The sequence below is a fragment of the Verrucomicrobiota bacterium genome (assembly GCA_021413925.1).
In the GTDB taxonomy this organism is placed as follows: domain Bacteria; phylum Verrucomicrobiota; class Verrucomicrobiia; order Chthoniobacterales; family UBA6821; genus UBA6821.
Genome location: JAIOPL010000001.1, coordinates 83213 through 108635, shown reverse-complemented (window position 1 = coordinate 108635; position 25423 = coordinate 83213). Strand labels below are relative to the sequence as shown.

The 25423-nt window shown below is 57.8% G+C and carries 23 protein-coding genes; 20 read left to right on the top strand and 3 right to left on the bottom strand.

Going from position 1 to position 25423, the window contains the following annotated elements; all coding sequences use genetic code 11:
• Nucleotides 1-120 precede the first annotated feature (120 nt).
• Genes mgrA through K8R57_00520 form a run of 3 tightly spaced genes read left to right on the top strand, consistent with a single transcriptional unit; the run spans nt 121 to nt 3034 of the window.
• Nucleotides 121-1116: an L-glyceraldehyde 3-phosphate reductase gene (gene mgrA / locus K8R57_00530; protein MCE9586786.1), complete on the top strand. Its 996-nt coding sequence runs from the start codon at nt 121-123 to the stop codon at nt 1114-1116.
• Nucleotides 1113-2474 carry an MFS transporter gene (locus K8R57_00525; protein MCE9586785.1) on the top strand — a complete coding sequence of 454 codons (1362 nt, stop codon included), beginning with the start codon at nt 1113-1115 and terminating at the stop codon, nt 2472-2474. Before mgrA ends, K8R57_00525 begins: the two co-directional genes overlap by 4 nt.
• Nucleotides 2471-3034: a pseudouridine synthase gene (locus K8R57_00520; GenBank protein ID MCE9586784.1), complete on the top strand. Its 564-nt coding sequence runs from the start codon at nt 2471-2473 to the stop codon at nt 3032-3034. The genes K8R57_00525 and K8R57_00520 overlap by 4 nt, the downstream gene beginning before the upstream one ends.
• Before the next feature lie 19 nt (nt 3035-3053).
• Here the strand turns inward: K8R57_00520 and K8R57_00515 are convergent, their stop codons facing one another.
• Together K8R57_00515 and aroC are read right to left on the bottom strand one after the other, a co-directional pair.
• Entirely contained in the window at nt 3054-3317 is a 264-nt protein-coding gene (locus K8R57_00515) for a hypothetical protein (protein ID MCE9586783.1), read from the bottom strand.
• Nucleotides 3304-4392, bottom strand: a complete 1089-nt coding sequence (gene aroC / locus K8R57_00510) for a chorismate synthase (protein MCE9586782.1) — start codon at nt 4390-4392, stop codon at nt 3304-3306. Before aroC ends, K8R57_00515 begins: the two co-directional genes overlap by 14 nt.
• A 338-nt stretch (nt 4393-4730) precedes the next feature.
• Between aroC and K8R57_00505 the strand changes: the two genes are divergently transcribed.
• From K8R57_00505 to K8R57_00480, 6 genes are all read left to right on the top strand, one after another.
• On the top strand, nt 4731-5768 hold the full coding sequence (locus tag K8R57_00505; GenBank protein ID MCE9586781.1) for a rod shape-determining protein: 1038 nt from the start codon (nt 4731-4733) through the stop codon (nt 5766-5768).
• Between the two features lie 97 nt (nt 5769-5865).
• Nucleotides 5866-6663: a rod shape-determining protein MreC gene (gene mreC / locus K8R57_00500; GenBank protein MCE9586780.1), complete on the top strand. Its 798-nt coding sequence runs from the start codon at nt 5866-5868 to the stop codon at nt 6661-6663.
• On the top strand, nt 6660-7214 hold the full coding sequence (locus tag K8R57_00495; GenBank protein MCE9586779.1) for a hypothetical protein: 555 nt from the start codon (nt 6660-6662) through the stop codon (nt 7212-7214). Before mreC ends, K8R57_00495 begins: the two co-directional genes overlap by 4 nt.
• A gap of 4 nt (nt 7215-7218) precedes the next feature.
• Nucleotides 7219-9423 (top strand): penicillin-binding protein 2, encoded by a 2205-nt coding sequence (gene mrdA / locus K8R57_00490; GenBank protein MCE9586778.1) that lies wholly within the window; start codon nt 7219-7221, stop codon nt 9421-9423.
• Between the two features lie 398 nt (nt 9424-9821).
• Entirely contained in the window at nt 9822-11405 is a 1584-nt protein-coding gene (locus K8R57_00485; protein ID MCE9586777.1) for an Rne/Rng family ribonuclease, read from the top strand.
• A gap of 208 nt (nt 11406-11613) precedes the next feature.
• Nucleotides 11614-12285: a PEP-CTERM sorting domain-containing protein gene (locus K8R57_00480; GenBank protein MCE9586776.1), complete on the top strand. Its 672-nt coding sequence runs from the start codon at nt 11614-11616 to the stop codon at nt 12283-12285.
• A gap of 487 nt (nt 12286-12772) precedes the next feature.
• Here K8R57_00480 and K8R57_00475 read toward each other — a convergent pair whose 3' ends face one another.
• A complete protein-coding gene (locus tag K8R57_00475; protein MCE9586775.1) occupies nt 12773-13231 on the bottom strand; it encodes a DUF192 domain-containing protein in 459 nt (152 codons plus the stop codon).
• 256 nt (nt 13232-13487) lie between these two features.
• On the opposite strand from K8R57_00475, the gene K8R57_00470 reads away from it, so the two are divergent.
• Genes K8R57_00470 through coxB form a run of 11 tightly spaced genes read left to right on the top strand, consistent with a single transcriptional unit; the run spans nt 13488 to nt 25329 of the window.
• Nucleotides 13488-14147 (top strand): cytochrome c family protein, encoded by a 660-nt coding sequence (locus tag K8R57_00470; GenBank protein ID MCE9586774.1) that lies wholly within the window; start codon nt 13488-13490, stop codon nt 14145-14147.
• The gene (locus tag K8R57_00465) at nt 14144-17245 is read left to right on the top strand and encodes a TAT-variant-translocated molybdopterin oxidoreductase (GenBank protein ID MCE9586773.1); all 3102 of its coding nucleotides are present in this window, start codon (nt 14144-14146) and stop codon (nt 17243-17245) included. The genes K8R57_00470 and K8R57_00465 overlap by 4 nt, the downstream gene beginning before the upstream one ends.
• A 14-nt stretch (nt 17246-17259) precedes the next feature.
• Nucleotides 17260-18699, top strand: coding sequence for a polysulfide reductase NrfD (gene nrfD, locus K8R57_00460; protein ID MCE9586772.1), 1440 nt, complete (start codon nt 17260-17262; stop codon nt 18697-18699).
• Between the two features lies 1 nt (nt 18700).
• Nucleotides 18701-19303 (top strand): DUF3341 domain-containing protein, encoded by a 603-nt coding sequence (locus K8R57_00455; protein ID MCE9586771.1) that lies wholly within the window; start codon nt 18701-18703, stop codon nt 19301-19303.
• Nucleotides 19304-19308: 5 nt separating this feature from the next.
• On the top strand, nt 19309-20049 hold the full coding sequence (locus tag K8R57_00450; GenBank protein ID MCE9586770.1) for a cytochrome c: 741 nt from the start codon (nt 19309-19311) through the stop codon (nt 20047-20049).
• Nucleotides 20046-21278 carry a hypothetical protein gene (locus tag K8R57_00445; GenBank protein MCE9586769.1) on the top strand — a complete coding sequence of 411 codons (1233 nt, stop codon included), beginning with the start codon at nt 20046-20048 and terminating at the stop codon, nt 21276-21278. Before K8R57_00450 ends, K8R57_00445 begins: the two co-directional genes overlap by 4 nt.
• On the top strand, nt 21278-21616 hold the full coding sequence (locus K8R57_00440) for a hypothetical protein (GenBank protein ID MCE9586768.1): 339 nt from the start codon (nt 21278-21280) through the stop codon (nt 21614-21616). The genes K8R57_00445 and K8R57_00440 overlap by 1 nt, the downstream gene beginning before the upstream one ends.
• A 13-nt stretch (nt 21617-21629) precedes the next feature.
• Complete coding sequence (locus K8R57_00435; GenBank protein MCE9586767.1) at nt 21630-23087, top strand: cbb3-type cytochrome c oxidase subunit I; 1458 nt, start codon at nt 21630-21632, stop codon at nt 23085-23087.
• A gap of 1 nt (nt 23088) precedes the next feature.
• A complete protein-coding gene (locus K8R57_00430; GenBank protein ID MCE9586766.1) occupies nt 23089-23727 on the top strand; it encodes a cbb3-type cytochrome c oxidase subunit II in 639 nt (212 codons plus the stop codon).
• 19 nt (nt 23728-23746) lie between these two features.
• A complete protein-coding gene (locus K8R57_00425; protein ID MCE9586765.1) occupies nt 23747-24391 on the top strand; it encodes a cytochrome c in 645 nt (214 codons plus the stop codon).
• A gap of 8 nt (nt 24392-24399) precedes the next feature.
• Nucleotides 24400-25329 carry a cytochrome c oxidase subunit II gene (coxB, locus tag K8R57_00420; GenBank protein MCE9586764.1) on the top strand — a complete coding sequence of 310 codons (930 nt, stop codon included), beginning with the start codon at nt 24400-24402 and terminating at the stop codon, nt 25327-25329.
• Nucleotides 25330-25423: the final 94 nt, after the last annotated feature.

The following is a 25423-nucleotide window of genomic DNA, read 5'->3' as shown; positions in this document are numbered from 1 at the left end:
TTTTTTGAAGAATGTCTTAGTGAGCCGCTGTCGGTGATTTCTTAGCGGATGGATCTTCTTTCCCGAGCCTTGATATCTTCCGTTATCGCGGTTCAATTCAGGGGCTACGCCTCCAATCCCATGCCCTATCTTGCCGACCCCAATCGCTATGACCGTTCCGATTTCTTTGCCCGGTGCGGCAAGTCGGGGCTGCTGCTTCCCAGAATTTCCCTGGGTTTGTGGCACAATTTCGGTGAAGTCGACTCCTTCGAGACGGCTCGAGGGATCGTGTTGCGGGCCTTCGACCTCGGGGTCACCCATTTCGATCTGGCAAACAACTACGGCCCCCCTCCGGGTTCGGCCGAATCCACATTCGGGAAACTACTCTCGTCCGATCTGGCAGCTTACCGGGATGAACTGATCATTACCACCAAGGCCGGCTACACGATGTGGCCGGGACCCTATGGCGACTGGGGTTCCAGAAAATACCTTCTCTCCTCGCTCAACCAGTCTCTGAAACGGATGGGCCTCGATTATGTCGATATCTTCTACAGCCACCGGATGGATCCCTCCACACCTCTCGAGGAAACGATGGGGGCCCTTGCCCATGCCGTGAAATCCGGAAAGGCGCTGTATGCGGGCATTTCAAACTACAACCCCGAAATGACCGCGCGGGCAGCCACCCTGCTTCGCGAGATGGGCACGCCCCTGCTGATCCACCAACCCAAGTACAATATGTTCGAGCGAACGGCCGAGCATGGCCTCCTCGACGTGCTGGAGCGCGAAGGTGTCGGGTGCATTCCTTTTTCACCATTGGCCCAGGGCCTGCTCTCGCAACGCTATCTGGGAGGGATTCCCGGGGATGCTCGGGCAGCAAAGGAACATGGTTTCCTTAGGCCCGAGGGAGTAAAGCCTGAGATCATCGCAAAAGTTCGCGAGCTCGGCGAGATTGCCGCTGCCCGAAGCCAGAGTATCGCCCAACTCGCCTTGGCCTGGGTGCTTCGAGACGCACGCGTGACCACGGCGCTGATCGGCGCCAGCAAGATCAGCCAGTTGGAAGAATGCGTGGCCGCCGTCTCGAACACCGTGTTTGATCAGGAGGAGCTTCAGAAAATAGAGGTCATTCTCAAGGCATGAGTCAGGGAATAAGTCGGGCGGTTCCCTCCGATGCTGATCGGAACTGGCGCATCTTTCTCTGGTTTCGCGTTCTGTTTTCGGCGCGGTTCTACTACCCGGTGATGGCGGTGCTCTTCCTGGACCTGGGACTGACAGCTATCCAGTACACTCTGCTGAATGTGGCTTGGGCCGCGGCGAGCCTGCTCTCCGACATTCCCGCCGGCGTGCTGGCTGACCGGATCGGACGCAAGCCGCTGCTCGTGGCCGCCGGTTGCTGCATGGTCGCGGAGATGGCAATCCTCTGTTTTGCCCCTCACAACGGGGGACTGGTGCTCTTTCTCTTCTGTCTGGCAAACCGGATCCTGAGCGGCCTGGCCGAGGGGGCCGCGAGCGGCGCCGACGAAGCCATCGTCTTCGACTCACTGGCGGAGAGTGGTCGCGAAGGTGAGTGGCATGGCGTGATGGAGCAACTGACCAGATGGCAGTCGATGAGTTTTGTCTTTGTCATGCTGGTGGGCGGAGCGGTCTATGCACCCGGTTTTGTGAATGGAGCCCTCGCTTTGGTGGGGATCACCGCCCATCTGGATCAGGCGACCACGCTTCGACTCCCGCTCGTTCTGACACTGATCAGCGCCGTGGGAGTGCTGCTCCTGGCCCTGAATTTCCGCGAGCCCCTGCGGCATCAGCCCCACTCCCTGGAAGATCCCGAGGGGCACCGGGCCTCCTCGGCCTTAGGGGCGTTCGCCTTCACGCTCCAGGCAGGACGTTGGCTGCTGAGTAGTCCGGTCGCGCTCTTTGTTGTCTGTGCCGGTTTTGTGCTGGATTGCGTGGTTAGACTCTTCCTTGTCTTCAGCACTTCCTATTTCCGACTGATTGAGATTCCCGAGATTGCCTTCGGGGTGCTCGGTGCCGCTATGGGAGCTATTGGTCTCCTTGTATCACCATGGATCCGCCGGATGGTGACCACCCGCAGCATTGGTGCCAGTTTTGCGATCATGACCGGAGTCGTCTTTGTGGGACTCGTGGGCGTGGCCTTCCATCCTCCTTACTGGGGACTGCTCTTCGGCTATCTCCTCTGGGGTGCCATGACAATGATCGGTTACGCGGTCTCGACTTATCTCAACCAACTCGTCGACTCGCATCACCGGGCGACCGTTCTCTCGTTCAAGGGTGTGACGATCAATCTCGCCTATGCGGGAATCAGCCTGCTCTTTGCCTTGGCTCTTCGTGCGGTTCCCGGCTCGAATGCGCAGGAACAGCTGGGTCACGCCTTCGGATTTCTCCCGTTCTGGCTACTGCTGACCTGCGGCATCCTTTTCTTTGCATTCAGGAAACATCTCTCCCTGCTCAATGCTCCCTCCATTCATCCCGGGCAATGATCTTGGCCTTTAACAAACCTTACGGCGTGCTCTCGCAGTTCACGCCGGATGGATCGTTAAACCGGACTCTTGCGGAGTTTGGCTTTCCGAAGGAGGTTTACCCGCTGGGCCGACTGGATGCTGATTCCGAGGGACTCCTGTTGCTGAGCGACGAAGCGGGTCTTAACACGCGTCTGCTCGATCCGGAACGTGGCCATTCACGGATCTACTGGGCCCAGGTGGAACGAATCCCAACCCCCGAAGCGCTGACTCAACTTGCCTCCGGCGTAACTATCCAGGATTACAAAACCCGTGCTTGCAAGGCATGGCTGCTTGATCCCCAGCCCAATCTGCCTCCGCGAGATCCCCCGATCCGCATGCGCAAAAATGTCCCCGATTGCTGGATCGCCCTGGAACTCCACGAGGGTAAAAACCGTCAGGTGCGCCGGATGACAGCGGTTATCGGTCACCCAACGCTCAGGCTTATCAGAAAGAGCATCGGGAAGCTGACTATGGGATCACTTGCTTCTGGTGCCTGGAGAGAACTCTCGATCGAGGAGCGAGAAATGATTTTCCGATAGTTCGGTAGGGGGTCGGCGTTTAACCCGCCGACTCTTCGATCCAGGCAAGAGCTTTGTCGTAACTGCGGCGCTCGAGGTAGTGGTGGAACTGGGGGTCGAGTTGGCTTGCAGGCAACGCAGCGATCAGCGCGTCGATCCGTCCGGAAACCTCGATGAGTCGCTTCAGATGACCCTCGGCATCCCGATCCCTGTGCGCATGATCTGCAATGACTGCAAGGCGCTCACGGAGAGCCTCTGCCAAAGGAACGAATTGAACGAATTGGGTGGAATCAGGGGAGGACATTCTGGCCGTGCTGGCGGAGCAGGTGGTCGCAGAGCACGAGATGTACCATCGCCTCGACCATAGGGACGGCGCGCGGCAGGACGCAGGCATCGTGGCGCCCGCGTGCAGCCAACTCGGCAGCCTCTCCCTCTACGGTGACTGTCTGCTGAATCTTCGCAATCGTGGCGGTCGGCTTGAAGGCGACACGGAAGAAGATGTGCTCGCCATTGCTGATGCCACCTTGGATGCCGCCGGAGCGGTTCGTGGCTGTGGAGACTTTCCCCTCCTCAATGACGAAGGCGTCATTGTGCTCGCTGCCAGTGAGGCGTGTTCCCGCGAAGCCGCTACCAATCTCAAATCCCTTTGTGGCGGGAAGGCTCATCATCGCCTTGGCAAGGTCTGCCTCCAGCTTGTCAAAGACGGGCTCGCCCAGAGCGGGAGGGACTCCGCGAACGACGCACTCGATGGTGCCGCCAATGCTGTCGCCCTGGGATCGGACTTCCTTGATGCGGGCGATCATCGCCTCGGCGGCTTTCAGATCAGGGCAGCGCACCGGGGTGGCATCGACCTGAGCTGTCGTGACGGTCGCTTGGTTGACTTCGGAGTCCAGATCGTGGATGGAGCGGACGTAGGCGACGACCTCATAGGCCGGGTGAAGCGTGCGGATTACCTTGCGCGCCACGACGCCAGCGGCCACACGGCCGATGGTCTCGCGTGCGGAAGAGCGGCCACCGCCTTCCCAGTTCCGGATGCCGTACTTGCTCTGGTAGGTGAAATCGGCATGCGAGGGGCGGAACATCGTCTCCATCTCGGAGTAGGCCGAGGGGCGCGCATCCTTGTTATCGACGGCCACAAGGATCGGAGTGCCGAGGGTCTGGCCCTGAAATACTCCGGAGAGGATGCGGCACTTGTCCTCCTCCTGACGCGGGGTGACGATGTCGCTCTGGCCAGGGCGACGCCGGTCAAGCTCGACCTGGATCTCCTCCGCAGTGATAGGGAGCCGGGAGGGACAGCCGTCGATGACGCAGCCGACTCCTCCGCCATGGGATTCACCCCAAGTGGAGACACGGAAGAGAGTTCCAAAGATACTGGCCATAAAGGTGATTAGTATGGGTGCTCCGGCAGGTCAACTCACGCAAAATCGCCCCCAATCACCTGCGAGTCGGCTACACATCGCCTGCAGTTATTTGCGCAAGGCGGCTTTTCTTGTCATCTCGAAGCATACTGGTCCGGGAGTTCCCCATGTATTTCTAGGAGAGGGGTGCTTGACGCGCTCGTGCCATGGTTTTATTGCATAGGTTGCAGCTTTAAGATTGCACTCCGTGTCATGAGAGCCCGCCGAGTTTTTCGGAAATGGGTCGTCGTGACGGGGTCTGTCATCGCATGGCTTCATTTCATTCAAGACTTCCTAACTTTCAGCCACTTATAATCATCATGTTTAATAAAATTTTCGGATTCTTCTCCAGTGACATCGGCATCGATCTCGGAACTGCCAACACCTTGGTTTATGTCAAGGACAAGGGCATCGTCCTTCGCGAACCCTCCATTGTTGCCGTTAAGGCGGGCACAACCCATGTGCTTGCGGTTGGCGAAGAGGCGAAGCGCATGCTCGGGCGCACGCCCGGTAATATCACCGCGATCAGGCCCCTCAAGGATGGTGTCATTGCCGACTTTGAGATCACCGAGGCGATGCTCCGGCATTTTATTACCAAGGCCCATGGCAATCGTCGGTTTGTCCGTCCCCGTGTCGTGATCGCCGTGCCAAGCGGCATCACTGAGGTGGAGAAGCGTGCCGTGAAAGATTCGGCTATGCATGCCGGGGCTCGCGAGGTTTACCTGATCGAGGAGCCGATGGCTGCCGCAATTGGCGTTGGGCTTCCTGTCACAGATCCCGCCGCCAACATGATCATCGATATCGGCGGTGGCACCACCGAAGTGGCCATCATCTCGCTGGCAGGCATCGTCTTCAGTAGGAGTGTGCGTGTTGCGGGCGACGAGCTGGATGACGCCATCACCCAATATCTCAAGCGCGCTTACAACCTGCTGATCGGCGAGCGCACGGCGGAAGAGATCAAGCTGCGTCTCGGCAGTGCCTACCCCCTGGAGAAGGAACTCACCATGGAGGTCAAAGGGCGCGATCAGGTTGCCGGACTCCCCAAGACCATCACCATCACGTCACAGGAGATCCGCGAAGCCCTCGTGGAGCCGGTCTCTCGCATCGTCGAGGCGATCCGCATCACCCTCGAGCGTTGCCCACCCGAACTCTCCGCCGACCTCGTCGACCGCGGAGTTGTCCTGGCAGGCGGCGGAGCCCTTCTGCGCGGGCTCGACAAGCTTATCGCCGAGGAGACGGGGCTTCCAGTCCACGTGGCCGAAGATCCGCTCAGCGCCGTGGCCGAAGGAACCGGCAAGGCCCTTCAGGAAATCGAGTTCCTGCGGGCCGTCGCCGCAGTCGATCGTCCCAGGGCCTGAAGCCGTTTCCGGGATGGCGGAGTAATCCCCTCCCGGATCTCTTCCACTCCCTTTCCGGGGCCACGATCAGGAAATCACCAGCAGGAACACTATCGGGATGAAAAAAATCCAGATCGCCTCCCTTGTCGTTTTCACCGTGCTCGCGATCGCCGTCTGCCTGCTCGAATCCGGCACCCTGACATGGCTCCAGTCCGGACTGCTCGGAGTTATCTCGCCGATCAGCCGTTCGGGGAGTGCGGTGAAAAGCAGCATCGGCACTCTCGGCAAGGATCTTCTGTCACTGGATCAACTCCAGGCAGAGTATGAGCGGATGCTCGCCGAGAACCGAAAGCTCCGCGCGGAGAATAACGGACTGCGCGATCTCCAGCAGGACAACGATCATCTCCGACAGGTCTTGGGTTACCGGGAACGCTCCTCGTTCCGCCTCGTTCCTGCGCTGGTGCTTGGCCATGATGCCGGCGTCTGGTGGAGCACGATCAAGATCAACCGAGGTTCGGCCGATGGCATCGCGCCTGACATGCCGGTGATTACCGACAAGGGGCTGGTCGGGAAGGTATCGGCCGTTTCCGGCAACCTATCCGAGGTGCTTCTGGTTACGGATGAAAACTGCAAGGTGGCAGCCAAGGTGGAGGGAACCAAGGAACAGGGAATCAGTGCAGGGTCGCGTGACCCGGTGGGTGAGTTGCGTCTGACGTTTTTGAGCAAACTGGCTGATCTTCAGCCCGGGCAGAAAGTTTACACGGCGGGTGTGAGCGGAGGGATCTTCCCCTCCGGCATCGCTCTCGGCACGGTGAAAAGTTTTCACGCCCGCGAACTTGATGGCGAAGCCATCCTCGAGCCCTCCGCCGATCTCGGCACGCTCGAGGAGGTCTTCATTGTCACCGGCGCGAAATGAGGCAAGCCATTCTATTCGTCATTCTCCTGCTCCTGCTGCCGATTGCCGTGGCCGTCCAGGATCTGCTGCCAGCCATTCCGCCCTTCCAGGCTAGGATCCTGCTGCTTCCCGTGGTTTTTTGTTTCGGGGCGATGGCTCTTCCTCTTGTGCCCGCGCTCTTTTTCGCGCTGGCGACCGCCTTGGTCCAGGGACTCGTAGTGCTGCAGATCCAGTCCGGGCAGGCGGAACTCGGACTCACGGTGCCCGTTGTGTTTTTTCTGGTCTGGGCGATTGTTCTCCAAATGGCAAGTGAGGCGACCCATGGGACGAGATGGGAAGTTCATGCCCTTGGGAGTGCCGTGGTGACCTTGTCACTCCTGGGCGTTGAATTCCTGGTGCTCTGTGTCAGACGGGGAGGATTTCCGCTGGAGATGACGGTTCTGCTTCGGATCGTGATTCCCTCGGCGGCATCACTGCTGATCGCGCCGCTGCTTTACTTCACGCTTCGGAAAATGGTGCCAGTCTTCATCGATGAGGCCCATCTTCCCCAAAAACCCAATTTCAGCAGGTAAGGCCATGAAATTGTTCGACGACTCGCTACGCAAGATCCTCATCCTCAGGGGGATTCTGGCCTTTTCACTCGTTCTGCTCCTGGCGCGAATGTGGTATGTCCAGATTTACAAGTATGCCGACTACAAGGGCCGCATCAAGGGACACTCCCAGCTGACGGTTAGGCTCCCGGCCGTGCGCGGCGAGATCTGCGACCGCAGAGGGGTGCCGTTAGTCGAGAACCGGGCCAGCATGGAGGTGGAGTTCTACCTGCCCGACATCGTCCGTGCCTGGAAGGAAGAGCATGACGAGGTGCCCATCCGCAAGTACTGGGGACTCGACCACGGCATGAGAGCTCTCAAATCCGAGCCCGACATCGTGAAGATCATCAACGAGTCGATCGTTCCTCACCTCGAGAAGCTGGGGCTTGCCGGTGACTATAATAGCCGCAAGCTGCAGGTGCATTTCCGCGATAACGCCGAGGTTCCCTATGTCTACCGCCAGGACCTTGATTTCGAGACCATGGCCCGGTTCAGCGAGAACAGCCTCGATCTTCCGGGTGTTACGGTGACGCTCAAGCCCGTCCGGCACTATGTTTATGGGGCCCTGGCCGCTCATCTCTTCGGCTATGTCGGCCTTCCCAAGGAGATCAACAAGGAGGAGGCGGCTCAGTTCAATTTCTACCAGCCCGATGTGGAGGGAAAAGCGCAGATCGAACAGGCCTACGACGATGTCCTCCGCGGCACGCCCGGGACCAAATTTCTTCAGCGTAACGCCCATGGGGTCATCGATGGGGAGACCAAGAGGATCGAGCCGAAGCAAGGTTCCAAGGTTTGCCTGACCATCGACGCCCGCATCCAGTTCATTGTGGAGAAGGCCCTCCGTGTTGTCGGTCGCGGGGCGGCGATCGTGCTCGATCCGAACTCCGGAGAGATTTTGGCCATGGCCTCGGTACCCTCCTTTGATCCTAATCAGTTCGTTCCTTCGATTTCCAAGGCTGACTGGGAGAAACTCGCCAAAGACCAGACAGATCCCCTCATGAACCGAGCGGTGAACGCCTACGCGCCTGGCTCTACCTTCAAGCTCTGCACCGCGCTGGCCGGTATCCGCGCGGGTGTTGGCGATAGGCAGTTCGAGTGCACCGGGGGCGTCCAGTACGGCAACAAGTACATGAAGTGCTGGGTACTCACCGCCAAGCCTCCCATGCCGCCCCATGGCCGCCAGGACCTGACCACGGCTATCAAGAATTCCTGCGATCCCTTCTTCTACCAGTACGGCAATGCCGCCGGCATCGACCAGATCGACGCGGTAGGTGGCATGCTTGGTCTGGGCCAGAAGACAGAACTCCCGCTCAACAACGTGGCCTCGGGTGTGATGCCGGGCACCGCTTGGCTTGCGCAGAACTATCCCCGCGAACGCTGGAGCCCCGGCTACACGGCCAACACCGCGATCGGCCAGGGCTTCGTCCTTGCGACCCCGCTGCAAGTGGCCAACATGGCCGCGACCGTGGCCAACGGCGGCATCGTTTATCAGCCACACCTCGTCGAGAAGGTCGTGAGTCAGGATGGCGCGGTGGTTAAGGAGGAGCCAGTCAAGATCCGCACCGACTTTCTGAAGGAATCAGGAATCACCGCCGATCAGCTAGAGAAGGTGCGCAAGGGGATGTGGCGGGTCGTCAACGACTCGGACGGCACCGCCCGCAAGGCACGGGTCAAGGACGTGCCGGTGGCAGGGAAGACCGGCACCGCGCAGTTCTGGCGCAATGGCATCAAGGACTACCACACCTGGTTCATTTGCTTCGCCCCTTATGATAAGCCTCGCTATGTCATCTGCGTCTTTGTCCAGGGTGGTAAATCCGGCGGCTCCGTGCCCGCCCCGATCGCCGCGAAGATCCTGGAGCAGATCACCGCCATGGAGAAAGGGCAGGAGGTCAAGCTGGAGGCAATTAGCCCGGCTATTGGCAACTTCCAGCCGATTGCCGGAATCGACTTCTCACGGGATCTCCCCGCGCAGTACGGAGGCGACAGCGCCACCTCTCCAGATCCTGCAGCCGAGGAATCTCGCGAGTCCGGGAACGGATCAAATGGAGGCACCCCTGCAGCCAAGCCTGATATCCGGGAGGATGCCGACAGCCATGTGAAAAACCGGAAACCCCAGGCTCAAGGAGGACTTCAGAAATTCTTCAACTTCCTAGGTGGCGGCCGCTCGGCCGTTCCGAAACAATCGAACTAGGCGATCAGAAACCTGCCGTAACGGATGCGAAGCAACGGCCGGGCAAGCAAACCTGAAAGCTGAAATTTCCCAAATTACTCCAAACACAACGCAACGATTCGACAAAAAAAACCCAATTCAAACCTGCAGCTTTCACTTAGGTTGGCCGGCCTTTTCTGTCATTCAGGTTTCAAGTTTCAGGTCTCATCCTTCCATAGCTACGCCCCAACAACCCAACCTCCCAAACCAAAAACATCAATTCACGATCTGTTTATTAAACCTCGAATTGCTGCCTTCTGCAGTGCAGTCATTCAGGTTTCAAGTTTCAGGTCTCATTCTTCATCAACCTGACCCAACAGCCTTCAGCCTTCAGTCTAATTACCTAACCCCTAAACCCCTAATAACCTAATTCCATGAGCATCATTGAAACCGTCAAACGCCTCCTAGGCGTCAAAAAATCAGGCCCCCGCATCGAGCTAATCGTCAGCTGCGAGAAACTCGAGAAACGAGTCGCCCTCCTCGAGGACGGCAAGCTGGAAGAATACTCCATCGAGCGCGACAGCGAGCGCAACATCGTCGGCGGCATCTTCAAGGGCAAGGTCCGCAACATCGAGCATGGCCTCAAGGCCATGTTTGTAGACATCGGCTTCGAGAAGAACGCCTTCCTTCACTTCTGGGACGCCATCCCGGCGGCTCTTGATAGCGGCATTGAGACCGTCCAGCGCGCAGGAGGAGGAAGCAACCCAAAAAAGAAGCCGCAGATCACCGCCAAGGACATCCCCAATGTCTATCCTGTCGGAAGCGAGATCATGGTCCAGGTGACCAAGGGACCGATCGGCACCAAGGGGCCCCGGATCACCACCAACATTTCCATGGCTGGCCGTTACATGGTCCTCATGCCTTTCAACGACCAGTGCGGCATCTCCCGCAAGATCGAGGATCCTAAGGAGCGCGCACGTCTCCGTAAGATCCTGACCGAGCTAACCCTGCCTGAGGGAATGGGCATTATCATCCGCACCGCAGGAGAGGGGCAGAAGGCCCGTTTCTTCGTCCGCGATCTCGGCTTCCTGCTCGACCAGTGGCGCGAAGTGGAGAAGGGGATGGCCGAGAAGCCGGCCGCCAGCACACTGATCCTCGAGCCCGATCTGGTCGATCGTACGGTCCGCGATCTCCTGACAGAGAGTGTGGATGCCGTTCATGTCGATGACATCAAGGCCTGCGAACGCATGCAGGAACTCGTAGGCCAGATCTCCAAGCGCGCCAAGAAATCGATCCACTTCTACAGCGGCCAGAAGCCTATCTTCGACAATTTCGCCGTTCAGACTCAGATCGATAACGCCTTCCTGCGCCAGGTCTGGCTACCGTGCGGCGGCTATCTCGTCATCGATGAGACCGAGGCCATGATCGCCGTCGACGTGAACACTGGGCGGAACAAGGGTAGCAAGGACATGGACAAGACCATCTTCCAAACCAACATGGAGGCGGCTGATGAGGTCGCTCGCCAGCTGCGTCTGCGTAATATCGGCGGACTAATCGTTGTCGACTTCATCGATATGAAGAACCGTAAGGATCAGCAAGCCGTCTACCAGCGCATGCGCGACCGCCTGCGTCGCGACAAGGCCCGCACCCATGTTCTCCCAATCTCCGCGCTCGGCCTCATGGAGATGACCCGTCAGCGAGCTCAAGAGAGTCTCTCCAGCTCGCTCTACACGAACTGCTCCTATTGCCACGGCAAGGGCGTCGTGAAGAGCCAAATGACCATGAGCGTCGAGCTTCAGCGGGCGCTTCACACTCTCATGAAGCGTCACCAGGAGGAGATCCATGAGTTTAAGGTCACCGTTCATCCGGAGCTTCTCAACCGCCTCCGCACCGAGGACGAGGAACTCCTTATCGACATCGAGCGCAAGTACGCCGGTCGACTCTCCTTTAAGTCCGACCCGACACTCCATGTGGAGAAGTTCACTGTCGCGAATGCGCAGACCAATGAGGAGCTGAAGGTTTGATGGAGGCAGAGCCTCCATCAAACAGGCTATTAGACTGTAGGCTGTTAGACTGTTAGGTCAGAGGCCGAAAAACATCCCCGCCTCCCGAAAGGGAAAGCGGGGTTTTTTATAGGCTCTCTTTGGGCTGTTTCTGGAGAAAAACCACAATGTCTGTTTTCAAAAAATACCGTTTGACACTCTAGTTGTTCTGCCTAGTTTTATAGCACCCATGAAAAAGCCCCTACCCCTCCTTGCCGCGCTCTGCCTTGGCGGCATTCTAGCCTCTGGAACAGCAAACGCCGCAACGATCAACCAGTTGCAGTCGTTTAGTAGTTTATCCACCAATTCCCTGGTCCTTACTTGGAACCAGTTCGATTCTGCGCTTGGCACGCTGACGGGGATCTCATTGATCATTGATGGGACGGTGACCGGTTCTTTCGACGTATTCAACTCCGACCTAGTCGATCCTGCGACTCTCTCCAACCCGAAGGATCGCCTGCGGCTGACATTCAGCGGTTTAGGAGCGCCGTCGGCGCAGCAGACCGCGCAGACCACCCTGACGACAATCCCGGCCATGCAGTTTACAATTGCAACGAATTCCAATCAATCCTTCAACTTGGGCCTGAATCCGCAGTCCCTCGGTTCCGTGAACAACAACCTGTTCGCGTTTGCCGAGTTCTTCACTGGCACGGGAACGCTGTCTTCAACGCTAGTACAGCCCTTCGTGCTAACGTCCGACAACTCGGGCAATACGACGGTCGATTACAGTCAAATGTTTGCTTCTGGGAGCGTCTCTATCGACTACACCTACGATGCCATTCCCGAGCCCTCCACCTACGCCCTCATGGGCCTCGGTGCGCTAGCCCTCGTGGTGGCCTACCGCCGCAAGCGCTCAGCTTAAACCAAGACGCTTTCAAATAAACCCCGCTTCCTGAAAAGGAGCGGGTTTTTTTGTTGGAGAGTTCGAATTGTTGAAACCACGAATGGCAAGAACGGCACAAACGAGAGGAATGCTCCGGGAGTTCTTATCAGGATTGGATTTCGTGGATTTTCTTGGCTGCTTGGGCGATCAACTTGACTGTCGATGAATAAAAGGACTCGCGCAGAGTCGCAGAGGCGCGGAGGAAAAGACAAAGGATGGGGTCCAGAAAATATAGTCACCGTTATGCCACTCAAATCGGAGAATCATTTAATCGATTCACAATGGGGTCTGACGACTTCTTCCAAGGGAGATGTGTTTCCAAAGAAGCGCAGCCATTAGTCTAAAAACTCTGCGCCTCTGCGCCTCAGCGCGAGATATCTTCACGTGTACATGCGTCAGAAAAAACCGCAAATGCTCTAAGGGTTGCGACTTTCTAACCTTTCACTTTCCCACTTTTCCCCACTCCCTACTTCGCCGTGCCGGGAGAAGGAAGTCCACCGACCGTGCTGCCAGCCATCACGCCGTGTTTTTCAAACCAACCCACCGGTGTCTCGATTGCGTAGATGACGGCGCTTGAGGCGCTGGGGATGGGGGTTTCATCGAAGGGCTTCATGTCATGGATTTCGAAGATCATACCCGAGCGACCCACGTAGGCGATGGAGAGTGGGAGCGGGGTATCCTTCATCCAGAAAGTGACGGATCGGGGGTGAGGAAATACGAAGACCATCGCCTCGTCGGTCCCGAGATTCGTCCGCGACATCAGGCCAAGTTCCCGTGAGGCATCATCGGCCGCGATCTGGGCATTCAGAGAGTTGGTCCCAAGGGAAAGTGTTGCCTTGGGAAGGTTGGTCTGAGGCTTAGGCGCGGCCTGGAGTGGCAATAACGAAAAGAAAACTGAAAGCAGAAGCGGGAGCATTTTTTTCATAGGGATGCCGTTGAATGTTTCGCAATCATAGGCGTGAGCATAAAATAAGGAATTCAGGAAAAAGAGATTTCTCATTTTCTTCTCTCTGCGTTCTCTGCGTTTGCTTGCCCGGCCGTTGCTTCGCATACGTTACGGCTGCGCGAGATCATTCGGCTCTTCTTGATTTTTTGCGGCAAATTTCTTGCCTTCGGCCGCTGACTTTCTACTCTGTTCAGGCCTGAGAATTCCTCCATCCGGGCGTTTCTCTAACACCCGAATGTCGAATTTCTTTCCCAGATGGGCCAATTGGCTTCCGCTCCAGCTGCTTGTCTGCGGCCTGGTGATCGGTGGACCCATCACTCTCGGGATCTGGTACTATTTCACGCCGAAGTACACCCGCGTCGGCTATCAGCCCGACCAGCCGGTGCCCTTCTCCCATGCCCTGCACGTGAAGCAGCTCGGGATGGACTGTCGCTATTGCCATAGCTTCGTCGAGGTAGCCGGTCACTCGAACCTGCCTGCCACCCAGACCTGCATCAACTGCCATGGCCAGGGCAAGATCCTGCCGAACAGTCCCCGTCTGGCCGCTGTGCGCGACAGCTGGGAGACAGGCCAGCCGATTCCTTGGGTGCAGATCCACCGCCTGCCGGATTACGCCTACTTCAACCATGCGGTCCATGTGAACCGTGGGGTCAGCTGCTACAGCTGTCATGGTGCAGTAAACGAGATGAGCGTTGTCTACGAGGCCGAGTCACTCAGCATGAAGTGGTGCCTGGACTGCCATCGCGCCCCTGAGAATTTCCTTCGCCCTCCCTCGGAGATCTTTAACATGAACTGGCATCCCGCCTCGCCCGAGGCGCAGCGTGAGCTGGGAACAAAGTTCAAAGAGGAGTGGAAGGTCAATCCACCCGTCAACTGCGGAGGCTGCCACCGATGAAAAAGATTTTCCAACATCCCACGCGTGATCTGAAGCCAGCCCTCTGGAGAAGTCAGGGAGAGCGCGAGAACTCGCCTGCCTTTGCCGAAGATCTCGCCCGCGAGTTCACTCCCGGCGCCGCGGGATCCGATGGTGAGGATAACAATCTCTCCCGCCGCGACTTCGTCCGTCTGATGGGAGCAGCTACCGCGCTGACCGGCGTCGGACTCACTGGTTGCCGCCGTCCCGAGGCTCATCTCGTTCCCTTCGCGAAGAGCGCCGAGTGGACGATCCCCGGCAAGTTCCTCTACTACGCCAGCTCCATGCCGACCCCGGCGGGAGCTGTGCCGCTCACTATCACGACCTCGGACGGTCGTCCCACCAAGATCGAGGGCAACCCACTTCATCCCGTCAGCAACGGCTCGACCGACGTCTTTGCCCAGGCCTCTATCTTGGGCCTCTACGACCCTTACAGATCCAAGGAGATCACCCGGGACTTCGCCAAGGCCTCCCGCTCCGACCTGGACTCTTTAATCTCCAAGATCCGCGCTGCTGCGGGAACCAATGGCGGTGACGGGCTTGCGATCGTGGTCGGCAAGGAGAACTCACCGACCGTCGAGCGTCTCCGGACGGAACTCACCTCCCAGTTCCCCAAGCTTCTATGGGTGCAGGATGAGGCGATCCAGTCGGATGAAGCCGCCTTCGACTCTCTGCTAGGTGCCGGCGCTCGGCCCGTTTATGATTTCAAGAAGGCCGACGTGATCCTCTCACTAGGCAGTGATTTCTTGAATCCCTCCGAGAGCGGACTTGGATTCGCAAAGGGCTTTGCAAAGCGGCGCAATCCTAATGGTTCCAATGGGAGAACCATGAATCGTCTTTATGTGGTCGAGAATCACTTCTCGCTCACAGGCGGAATGGCCGACCATCGCCTCCGTGTGCGAGCCAGTGAAATCGGTGACTTCACTGCTGCGTTAGCCAAGGTCATCGCCACGAAGTCGGGCAACACATCCCTCTCCTCGCTGGCGGCGGCATATCCCGCTTCGGGTGTCTCTTTTGACCCTGCATGGGTAAACGGCGTGGCTGATGACCTCATCTCAGCCAAGGGTAAGGGAGTTGTGATACTGGGAGCCGGTCAGTCCGTCGCGGTGCAGGCGATGGCCCTAGGCATCAACAACACGCTCGGCAATCTTGGTTCGACCATCAATGTGGTCCAGACCGGAATGAAGCCCGCCGCAACGCTTGCCGATCTCGCAAAGGCCATGGGTTCAGGTTCGGTCAAGACCCTGCTCATCCTAGAGGGCAACCCAGTGCTCACCGCCCCTGCTGAATTGAATTTTCCGAACCTGCTGTCTGGAGTTGCCGAGACCTTGCATCTCTCCCAGTTCGTTGATGAGACCAGCAAGGTGACCCATTGGCAGGTGCCTGCCGCCCACTATCTCGAGCGCTGGGGCGATGCCCGATCGATCGACGGAACAATCTGCTCCGTCCAGCCGATGATCCTGCCGCTCTGGAATGGCATTTCGTCCCTCGAGATCCTTGCCGCCTTGGCCGGAGAGAAAGTCGACGGGCCTTCCGTAGTCCGAACCACCTTTTCATCAGTGACCAAGGATGGCTCCGATGCATCTTGGAATGAGTTCCTGAGAAACGGGTTTGCGGCCAGAACCGCATGGCCGGTCTCCAAGCCTTCCTTTAGTGCCTCCGCCGCGCTTGCTGCGGTTCAGTCGGCTCCGAAGTTGGATTCCAAAGATTTCGAAGTGGTCTTCCTACGCAGTTCCAGCATCGATGATGGCCGCTACGCGAATAATTCCTGGCTTCAGGAAACCCCTGACTATGTCACCAAGCTGGTCTGGGATAATGCAGCTCTTGTCAGCCCGGCCGACGCCCGCATGCTTGGCATCAAGGATGGTGATTGGCTGAAGATAACTGCAGGAGTCCGCTCGATCGAGGCCGCGGCGATCGTTGCTCCCGGCCATGTCGACAAGTCGCTGAGCATCGCCCTCGGCTACGGCCGCAAGGGCGTCTCCCATGTGATGGAGAACGTTGGATTTGACGCTTACCCGCTGCGTCATTCCTCAAGCCTTTGCTTCCGATCGGGCGTCAAGGTGCAGGCTCTGCCCAAGGATTCCTACGTCTTTGCCCGCACCCAGGAGCACCAGAACATGGAAGGTCGCAACCTCGCCCGTACGGGAACTCTTGCTACCCTCCAGAAGCAGCCCGAATTCGCCCGCGAAATGGATGGCGAACTGCCGGAGCCGATCTCCATCTACCCGAATCCCCCCCTTACCTCCGATCTCCAGTGGGGGCTCTCGGTCGATCTCAACTCCTGCATCGGTTGCAATGCCTGCATCGTTGCCTGCCAGGCTGAGAACAACATCCCGGTCGTCGGCAAGGATCAGGTCCGCCGCGGCCGTGATATGGCCTGGATCCGCATCGACCGCTGGTTCGCGAGCGCGGATCATAAGGAGGAAAGCCTCGAGATGATCCCGATGGCCATCATGTGTCAGCAGTGCGAGAGCGCACCCTGCGAGGCGGTCTGCCCGGCGAACGCAACCGTCCACAGCGAGGAGGGTCTGAACTTGATGGCCTACAACCGTTGCATTGGTACCCGCTACTGCGCGAACAACTGCCCCTGGAAGGTCCGCCGCTTCAACTGGTTCGACTACAACGAGCGTCCGCTGGATGAGCTCTACTACGGACCGCTTGCACCGAAGGGAATGGCCGACAGCCTCAAGATGTCGAAGAACCCTAACGTGACTGTCCGTATGCGCGGTGTCATGGAGAAGTGCACCTTCTGCATCCAGCGCATCGAGGAGGCGAAGATCGCCCGCTCGGTCAAGGCCGGTGCCAGTGATGTCACCAAGACCCCTCTCCCAGTCTTCAAGAGCGCCTGCCAGCAGGCCTGCCCATCCGAGTCGATCGTCTTCGGCAACATCAATGATCCCAAGAGCGCCGTCTCACAGGCCAAGGCCGACCCACGCACCTATTCCTCACTTGCCTATCTGAACACGCGTCCCCGCGTGACCTACATGGCAAGGATCCGCAATCCCAACCCTGCGATGCCGGGAGCCGATCTCGTCGGCGCCGCGAATCGTGGCGCTGAACAGGCAGACCATTCCTAAGAGCGAGCATGTCCATGTCCACTCCTTCGATCATCACTGCCGCCGAGACTGAGACGCCAGACCTTCATGTCTTGGAGCGTCCGCCGCAGGTACTCAACAACCGCGGCCCCCTCTGGGTAACTGACGCGGTCTGTTCAATTGTTGAAGGGAAAACCCCGCTCTGGTGGTATGCAGCGATCGCCTTCACGGGCACCTTCGCTGCGATTGGCGGAGCCTGCATCCTCTACATGATCTGCACCGGTGTGGGTGTCTGGGGATCAAACAGCCCTTGCTTCTGGGCTTGGGATATTACCAATTTCATCTTCTGGGTTTCTATGGCGCATGCCGGGTCCCTCATCTCGGCCCTGCTCTTTCTGACACGTCAGAAGTGGAGTCTTTCGATCTCCCGAGCGGCCGAAGCAATGACGGTCTTTGCGATTATCTGCGCCGGCGTCTATCCCGCGATCCATATCGGCCGCGTCTGGTTTGTCTGGTTCCTCTTCCCTGTGCCGAACAGCTATGGCATGTGGCCGAATTTCTCGAGCCCTCTTCTCTGGGATGTCTTCGCAGTGACGAGTTACCTGACTGTCTCCTCGCTCTTCTGGTTCGCCGGCATGATTCCCGATCTGGCCGTCCTTCGAGACCGCGCCACGACAAAAGTTCGCAAGTTCGCCTACGGTATCGTCTCCCTAGGATGGCTTGGTACGGCGCGTCAATGGCGCCATTACGAGATGATGTATGTCCTGCTAGCCGGGCTTACCTCTGTGCTGGTGGTGACCGTCACTACGATCGTGGCCAGCGATTGCGCCACCTCGGTGATTCCTGGATGGCATGCCACGATCTTCCCGTTCTACTTTATGGTCGGCGCGGTTTATAGCGGCAGTGCGGCGATCCTGACGCTGCTGCTTCCGTTGCGATTGATCTATCCTCAGCTCAGGGATCTGATTACCCCGTCCCAACTCGACAAGGTCTGCAAGCTCCTCCTGATGATGGGTTCCTGCGTGGCTTATGTCTATGTGTTCGAGCTCTTCAATGCCTGGTATAGCGCGAATCCTTTCGAGCGCGGGGCTTTCTGGGAGCGCTTCACCGGCAGTTGCAGCTGGTACGCCATCACCTGCCTCTCGATCAATCTGACGGTGCCTCAACTCTTCTGGTTCAAGGCGGTCCGCCGCTGCCTTCCGCTGGTCTTCATTCTTGCGATCCTCTGCAATGTCGGCATGTGGTTCGAGCGTTTCATGATCGTTACCTCGACGCTCACGCACGATTTCCTTCCTTCTTCCTGGGGGAACTTCCACCCGACAATCGTCGATATCCTGACGGCTACCGGAACACTTGGCATTTTCTTCACCCTCTTCCTGCTCTTCATCCGGTTTGTGCCAATCATGAGCATGAACGAGTTGAAGGCTGTCCTGCCAGGTACCCAGCCTCATGCTGGCGCGAGTCATTCCAACAATTCCGCGGAGGAAACACACTGAGATGAGCAATCATTTTCAAGGTCATCACCTGCCGATTGCTGGTTCCAAAGAGGAGCCTCTCTATGCTCTTGGAGCCCGATTCGAGACGCCTGAGGCCCTTGTCCATGCCGTCGATCGCCTCCGCGACGAGGGAGTTTCACTCTACGAGTGCTTCACCCCCTACCCTATTCACGGACTTGCCGAGGCGATGAAGCTCCCCAAATCAATCCTGAGCTTACTCGTCCTGGGTGGGGGTGTTTCCGCGGTCCTGATTGCTCTCTCGATGCAACTGATCCCCAGCTGCATCATCTATCCACTGGTGGTTGACGGGAAGCCTCTCAATCTTCTGGCGCTGCCTCAGTACGTTCCTATCGTGGTGGCCCTGACCCTCATGATCGGCGCGATCACGGCCGTTACGGGGATGATCCTGCTGGGGGGGATGCCCCGATGGAATAATCCGATGTTTGCCTGGGATCTCTTTGCCAAGGATGCTTCGCGCGGTTTCTTCATTGCCATAGAAGCCCGCGACCGGAAATTCTCAACCTCGGCCCTGACCGAGCTACTCCATGAACTCGGTGCCGGTGACATCACCGCCATCCATCAGGAGGCCTCAGAAGAGAAATAATTGCCATGGTACGCTATTTCCTTTTCCTTCTTGTCCTGATCACCATCCTGGTGGTCTCCATCGCCGGACTGCGCGACTACTCCTTTCTGCCGCACAAGACCAAGCGTCCTCCGATCGAGATCTTCCCCGATATGGTCCGTCAGGACAAAGTCAAGGCGCAGGCCCCGAGCGACTTCTATGACGATGGACGCGGCGCTCGTGCGAATGTAGCCGGGACTGTTCCTGTTGGTTACTCGGCTCCAGAGTCCAGTGCTCAGGCCTCTGAGGGAATCGCTACCATGGGAAGTCCCTACAGCGTTGTTGTTTTCTCCGGCAAGCAGGACTATGCCGACACGGGCAAGATCGGAACGAACTGGGGCAATGGCATTCCCTTCTCCGCGACCATGGCTACTCTGGAACGGGGACGCGAGCGTTACCAGATTCAGTGTGCCGTCTGTCATGGCGCCACGGGAGCCGGCAATGGTATCGCTACAAAATATGGCTTGGTCGGCGTCGCCAACCTACAGCAACAGCGCATTCGCGATATGAGTGATGGCGAGATCTACAACACGATCGTGAACGGCAAGAATACGATGATGGGCTACGGTTCGGTGATCCAGGTGCCAGACCGCTGGGCCATCGTTGCCTACATGCGCGCCCTGCAGCGTTCGCAGAATGCGACGATCAACGACGTGCCCGCGGCTAGTCGTGCCGCACTCACCGGCACCAACGCGGCTTCCGCCACAACCGGCCCCGCCAAGCCATGATCGCTGAACACAAATCACTCCCTGCACAGCAAGCACGATCGGCATCCGGAATCCTTCCGCCCGCCGAGACCTTCGACTACAAGCATGTCGGCGGACGTTTTGTCGGGCTCTGTGTGACAGCCTTGTTCACGCTTTTGCTCTCGCTGATCCTCGGGCTAGCGAATCCCCACCAGTTCGCTTTCTCGTGGTTGTTTGCAGGGTGTTTCTTCTTCACGATCCTGATCGGATCGCTCTTCTGGATCGTCGTTCATCATGCAGTGGATGCGGCCTGGAGCGTCGGAATCCGACGACAACTGGAGAATATCTCCTGTCTGCTGCCGCTTCTGACCCTGCTGCTGGTGCCGCTTCTTTTTGTGGCTTCGGATCTCTGGACATGGATGGCTTTGTCGCCCTCTACCAACCATGAGCTGGCAGAAAAATCCGCCTTCCTGAATGTGAATTTCTTCTGGGTTCGCACGGTCTTTTACTTCCTGCTCTTCGGAGTTGGAGCACTGCTGCTCCGTCGTAATTCCTTGGCTCAGGACAAGGATGGCGAAGCCATCCACACCATCCGTAATCGCAGGGTCGCCTTCTTCCTGGTGCCGGTTGGTGCCATCTCACTCACTTTCTGGTCGATCGATTGGATCATGGGTCTGAACTGGAAGTGGAACTCAACGATCTGGGGACTCTACATCTTCGCCGGATCAGTACTATCGGCACTCTGCGTCATCATACTGCTCTCGAATGCACTTCGCTCCGCCGGCTATCTTAAGAAAGTGCTGACTGCTCAGCATAACTTCGCCTTTGGTAAGTTACTGCTTGGTTTCACGCTTTTCTGGTCTTGGATTGCCTTCGTCCAGTACATGCTCATTTGGTATGCGAACATCCCCGAAGAGAGCGTTTACTACGTCCTGCGCTCCTCTTCGTCCTGGAATGTTCTGGGGATCATTCTCGTGGTCGGCCACTTCTTGGTTCCCTTTGTCCTACTGCTCTTCCGTGGTCCCAAGGCCAGCTCCGGATTCCTCGGTCTGGTCGCTGGCTGGATTCTTTGCATGCACCTGCTGGACGTTTATACAATGATCCTGCCCGTGTTGCATCCGGAAGGTTTCCACCCTGCCGTCCTAGACGTCGTCTCGCTTCTTGCGATCGGTTGCACGCTGAGTGCCTTCTTCCTGAAGCGCCTCGGCGATTCACCACTCTGGCCCTCGCGGGATCCCCGTCTAGCTGAGGCCGTCAACTACATCGACTGATGAGCCACAATCATACGTCCAATTCTGAAAACCCGCGGTTATCGACCGGCATTCTGCTCTGGATCGGAGTTCTGATTCTACTGCTCGCGGCTGTGCTAGGAGGTCTCTGGCTCAACCGCTCTAACACCGCCACGGAAACGGAAGATGCAGACCGGGCTGCCGTCCGTACGAAGAATCTCGCGGAGCTTCAGGCCGCCGATTCGAACGCCCTCACCACCTATGGCTGGAATGATCAAGCCAAGGGAATCGTCCATATTCCGATCGGCAGGGCGCTGGAACTGGTCCTTCCGACCCTGCAAAACTCTGCGAACAAAGCTCCCAAGGAGGGCCAACCATAGCCTTGCCATTGCCATGAGCCATCACACCCTTCCCCATCATCATCCCGCGCCGGGTCATGAACCCGTCGACAACAAGGCCATCGACGCCTCGGTCCGCTTGCCGGTGATCATCCTCTTCGGAAACGCCATCCACTGGCTAGTGATCGCCTGTTTACTCTCTCTTGTTGTTTCCATCAAGTTGATCGCTCCCGGATTCCTTGGAGGTATCAGCTTCCTGAACTACGGTCGCCTTGCTCCGATGGCCCGCGATCTCATGCTCTACGGATGGGCTTCTCAAGCTGCGATTGGCGCCGGCGTCTGGCTCATGGCCCGCCTCTGTGGTCGTCCTCTCGGTGGTGGAGATGGCCAGGGCATGGGTGGCATGCTGCTCAGGACGTTGATCATCAGCGCAACGGTGCTTTGGAATCTGGCTGTCCTACTCGGAACGCTCGCGATCTTCGCAGGCTACAGCACGGGTGTCGAATGGCTCGAGTATCCCAACTGGGCTTCCGCGATGCTCCTGCTCTCATTCCTGCTGATCGGAATCTGGGCGGTTCTGCTTTTTGATCGCCGGAGCAACCCTCGCGCCGAGGTGGCCCAGTGGTATCTTGTCGCTGCCTTCTGCTGGTTCCCATGGGTTTACGGAACGGCCAATCTCCTCCTCACCTGGAAGCCTGTTCAGGCCTCGGCTCAAGGCCCGATCCAATCATGGTACTGCGGCAGCCTGCTGGCCCTCTGGCTGTTACCAGTGGCGCTTGCATCCGCCTATGCGCTGCTTCCCCGACTTCTGGGATGCCTCATGAACCGTCCCAATCTTTCTACTCTCGGGTTCTGGATGCTTCTTCTCCTTGGAGGATGGAATGGCATGGACCGCCTCATCGGAGGACCCGTTCCAGCCTGGATGACTTCTGCCGGTGTGGTCGCCGGAGTCCTTTTCCTGATTCCGATCATCATGATCTCGATCAATCTCCTCGGGATGCCTCGCAATGAAGTCATTGTTTCTGCAAGTCTTCCTGGTCGCTTTCTGCTGATGGGGCTCTATGCGCTAGTCATCGTTGGCGTGATCGGAGCGCTCGCCTCCTTGCCGGATGTCAGCGGAGCTGTCCGGTTCACCGCCTTCACTGAGGCTAAGACCCAGCTCTGGATCCTAGGAGCCATCTCCCTGCCACTTTTCGGCGTGCTTTACGAGTCGCTGCCCCAACTCCTCGGGCGCGATTGCTGGTGTCCGGTGCTCGCGGGACGCCATTACATCCTGACCTTGGTGGGGCTCGGTATGCTGGTCGTCTTGATGCTTCTCGGAGGTCTCTTTACTGGGCTTGCCCTTGCCGATCCCACAGTCTCCTTCCTCAACATAACCTCCTACTCCTACCCCTTTCACTTGATGGAATGTGTGGCGCAGTTGCTGCTCCTTATAGCCATGCTGACTCTTGGCGCGAACATCACGTTTGCTCTGGCGGGTGATTATCTCCTTAACAAGCACAACGGGAAATAACATGCATCGTCTCCCTACATTGCTGAGCGGTATCTTCTTGGTCTTCCTGACTTCTTGGCTCGGCCTCGTCGCTTATCCGGCTCTCCAGCTTGGTCGTCTCACTCCAGTAGCCGATGCCGATAACGGGGGCTCCCTTCCCCCTACCTATGGCGGTCAAGCCATTGCAGGACAGCGCGTCTACGCGACCGAGGGTTGCATTTCCTGCCATAGCCAGCAAGTGCGCCAGACCAGCATTACCTCTTCGGATATTGATCGGGGTTGGGGTGCTCGTCCCTCTGTAGCCCGTGACTATCTGCGTGACTCAACGGCCTTCCTGGGATCACGCCGCCTTGGGCAGGATCTCACGAACGTCGGTGTGCGTCGTCCCGATGCCAAGTGGCACTTAATCCACCTCTACCATCCCTCCGCCGTCTGCGAGGGGTCGCTCATGCCCTGCTTCAGCGATCTTTTCCTTATCCGCAAGATCCAGGGCCAGCGATCCAACGAGGCTCTTGCACTGACGGGGGACGATGCTCCGCAGGAGGGCTATGAAGTAGTTCCCACAGCCGACGCCAAAAACCTCGTCGCCTATCTCCTTTCCCTGCGCCATGATTACCCGTTGCCGGAGGCTCCCGTGAAGAAGATCGGGGCTGCAAAATAAGACGATAAGACGACCAGCCGTGAATAACGATCACCACAACCAACATCCCAAGGAAGTAACTGAGGAGACGAATAGGCCGCTGTCTCCTTGGCTTGTCGGAGCCTTCATGCTGGCTCTGATTTGGGGTGGCCTCTACCTCGGCTTTAACAGCGGTGGATTTCGTCAGGATGTCTATGAGAGCAATGCCGTGAACTGGGCCGGCGGTGGTGCTACTGCTGCGGCTCCCGTGGATCCCAAGGTCGTTGGCAAGCGCCTCTACACGCAGAACTGCGTTGTCTGCCATCAACCGAACGGCATGGGGGTGGCGGGCCAGTTTCCTCCGCTTGCTGGCAGCGAGTGGGTGCTTACCGAGGGGAAGCACGCGGAAAATCATCTGGTGATGCTTGTCCTGAACGGCCTGCAGGGGACCTTCGAAGTCAAGGGGCAGCAATACAACAACGCCATGGTGCCATGGAAGCAACTCTCGGACGACCAGATCGCCGACATCCTGACCTACATCCGTTCCGACTGGGGTAACAATGCCTCCGCTATCACGGCTGACTTTGTTGCCCAAATCCGGAAAGCCGGCGCTGCCCAGACTGATTCCTGGACCCAGGAGCAACTCCTGGCTACTCCTCCAGTCAAGCCCGCCGCTCCTGCAGGACCTGCTCCGGCCACGAAATGATCACCGCCATGTTTTTCTCACTCTTCACCAAACGGATGGCTTCCCGTTGCCTGACGGGCGGCATTTTTCTCGCATCCATGCTAATGGCGGGAGGTCTCTTGGCCGAGCAGCGCAATGGCAACATCTACGGACTACCGCCGTGTGTCACGACCACTGGTCTGCAGATTGACTCGATTATCAAGATGATCTTCTGGCTGACGGCCGTGGTCTTCGTTGTTACCCAGGGGGTCTACATTTACTACCTGATTGTTTATCGTCGTCGACCAGGAGTTCCCGCCCATTACAGCCATGGCAACAATAAGCTGGAGATCATCTGGACCACGGCCCCAACCATCATCTTCCTTGCTCTCGCCATCTATAGCAACCGTGTCTGGGAGGAGATCCACCGACCGGCGCCCGATAACGCCCTGACCATCGATGTCTCCAGCTACCAGTTCGGGTGGCAGATGCGGTATCCGGGAATTAGCGGCAAGCTCGCCCCGATGGATGTACGCAACATAACCCCGCAGAATCCTTTCGGCACCGATCCCGAGAACCCCAAGACGGCCCAGGATGTCATTACCACGGATCTCGTGATTCCAGTTGGCCGTCCTGTCCATGTTCTTCTTCACTCCCGCGATGTGATCCACTCCTTTTATGTGCCTGAGTTCCGCCTCTATCAGGATTGTGTTCCGGGCCGAACCATCGGCTGGGTCTGGTTTCAAGCAACACAGACCGGTGACTTTCAACTAGCGTGCAACCAGCTTTGCGGAACCGGTCACTACAATATGAAGGCCCCGATCAAGATTGTCTCTGAAGAGGAGTTTCAGAAGTGGCTGACTCCTCGTCAGCAGAAGAATGCGGGGATCTCACCTGCTCCTCCATCTCTTCCTGTTGCAGTTCCAAGTCCTGCAAAGGCGACTTCCTTGACCGCCCCGACCGTAGGAAATAAACTTTAATCTTATGAGTAACTCACTCACCCACGACAGCCTCTCGACCGTGGAGACCCACGGTGGCAGTCATCATGATGACCATGGTCATGGACATGTGCAG

Excerpts from the sequence above, each read along its gene's own strand:
- mgrA (MCE9586786.1), top strand. The coding sequence starts at position 121 with ATGCCCTATCTTGCCGACCCCAATCGCTATGACCGTTCCGATTTCTTT.
- K8R57_00455 (MCE9586771.1), top strand. The coding sequence starts at position 18,701 with ATGAGCAATCATTTTCAAGGTCATCACCTGCCGATTGCTGGTTCCAAA.
- aroC (MCE9586782.1), bottom strand. The coding sequence starts at position 4,392 with ATGGCCAGTATCTTTGGAACTCTCTTCCGTGTCTCCACTTGGGGTGAA.
- K8R57_00465 (MCE9586773.1), top strand. The coding sequence starts at position 14,144 with ATGAAAAAGATTTTCCAACATCCCACGCGTGATCTGAAGCCAGCCCTC.
- K8R57_00520 (MCE9586784.1), top strand. The coding sequence starts at position 2,471 with ATGATCTTGGCCTTTAACAAACCTTACGGCGTGCTCTCGCAGTTCACG.
- K8R57_00515 (MCE9586783.1), bottom strand. The coding sequence starts at position 3,317 with ATGTCCTCCCCTGATTCCACCCAATTCGTTCAATTCGTTCCTTTGGCA.
- mreC (MCE9586780.1), top strand. The coding sequence starts at position 5,866 with ATGAAAAAAATCCAGATCGCCTCCCTTGTCGTTTTCACCGTGCTCGCG.
- K8R57_00475 (MCE9586775.1), bottom strand. The coding sequence starts at position 13,231 with ATGAAAAAAATGCTCCCGCTTCTGCTTTCAGTTTTCTTTTCGTTATTG.
- K8R57_00440 (MCE9586768.1), top strand. The coding sequence starts at position 21,278 with ATGAGCCACAATCATACGTCCAATTCTGAAAACCCGCGGTTATCGACC.
- K8R57_00445 (MCE9586769.1), top strand. The coding sequence starts at position 20,046 with ATGATCGCTGAACACAAATCACTCCCTGCACAGCAAGCACGATCGGCA.
- nrfD (MCE9586772.1), top strand. The coding sequence starts at position 17,260 with ATGTCCACTCCTTCGATCATCACTGCCGCCGAGACTGAGACGCCAGAC.
- K8R57_00435 (MCE9586767.1), top strand. The coding sequence starts at position 21,630 with ATGAGCCATCACACCCTTCCCCATCATCATCCCGCGCCGGGTCATGAA.
- K8R57_00505 (MCE9586781.1), top strand. The coding sequence starts at position 4,731 with ATGTTTAATAAAATTTTCGGATTCTTCTCCAGTGACATCGGCATCGAT.
- coxB (MCE9586764.1), top strand. The coding sequence starts at position 24,400 with ATGTTTTTCTCACTCTTCACCAAACGGATGGCTTCCCGTTGCCTGACG.
- mrdA (MCE9586778.1), top strand. The coding sequence starts at position 7,219 with ATGAAATTGTTCGACGACTCGCTACGCAAGATCCTCATCCTCAGGGGG.
- K8R57_00470 (MCE9586774.1), top strand. The coding sequence starts at position 13,488 with ATGTCGAATTTCTTTCCCAGATGGGCCAATTGGCTTCCGCTCCAGCTG.
- K8R57_00480 (MCE9586776.1), top strand. The coding sequence starts at position 11,614 with ATGAAAAAGCCCCTACCCCTCCTTGCCGCGCTCTGCCTTGGCGGCATT.
- K8R57_00450 (MCE9586770.1), top strand. The coding sequence starts at position 19,309 with ATGGTACGCTATTTCCTTTTCCTTCTTGTCCTGATCACCATCCTGGTG.
- K8R57_00525 (MCE9586785.1), top strand. The coding sequence starts at position 1,113 with ATGAGTCAGGGAATAAGTCGGGCGGTTCCCTCCGATGCTGATCGGAAC.
- K8R57_00430 (MCE9586766.1), top strand. The coding sequence starts at position 23,089 with ATGCATCGTCTCCCTACATTGCTGAGCGGTATCTTCTTGGTCTTCCTG.
- K8R57_00495 (MCE9586779.1), top strand. The coding sequence starts at position 6,660 with ATGAGGCAAGCCATTCTATTCGTCATTCTCCTGCTCCTGCTGCCGATT.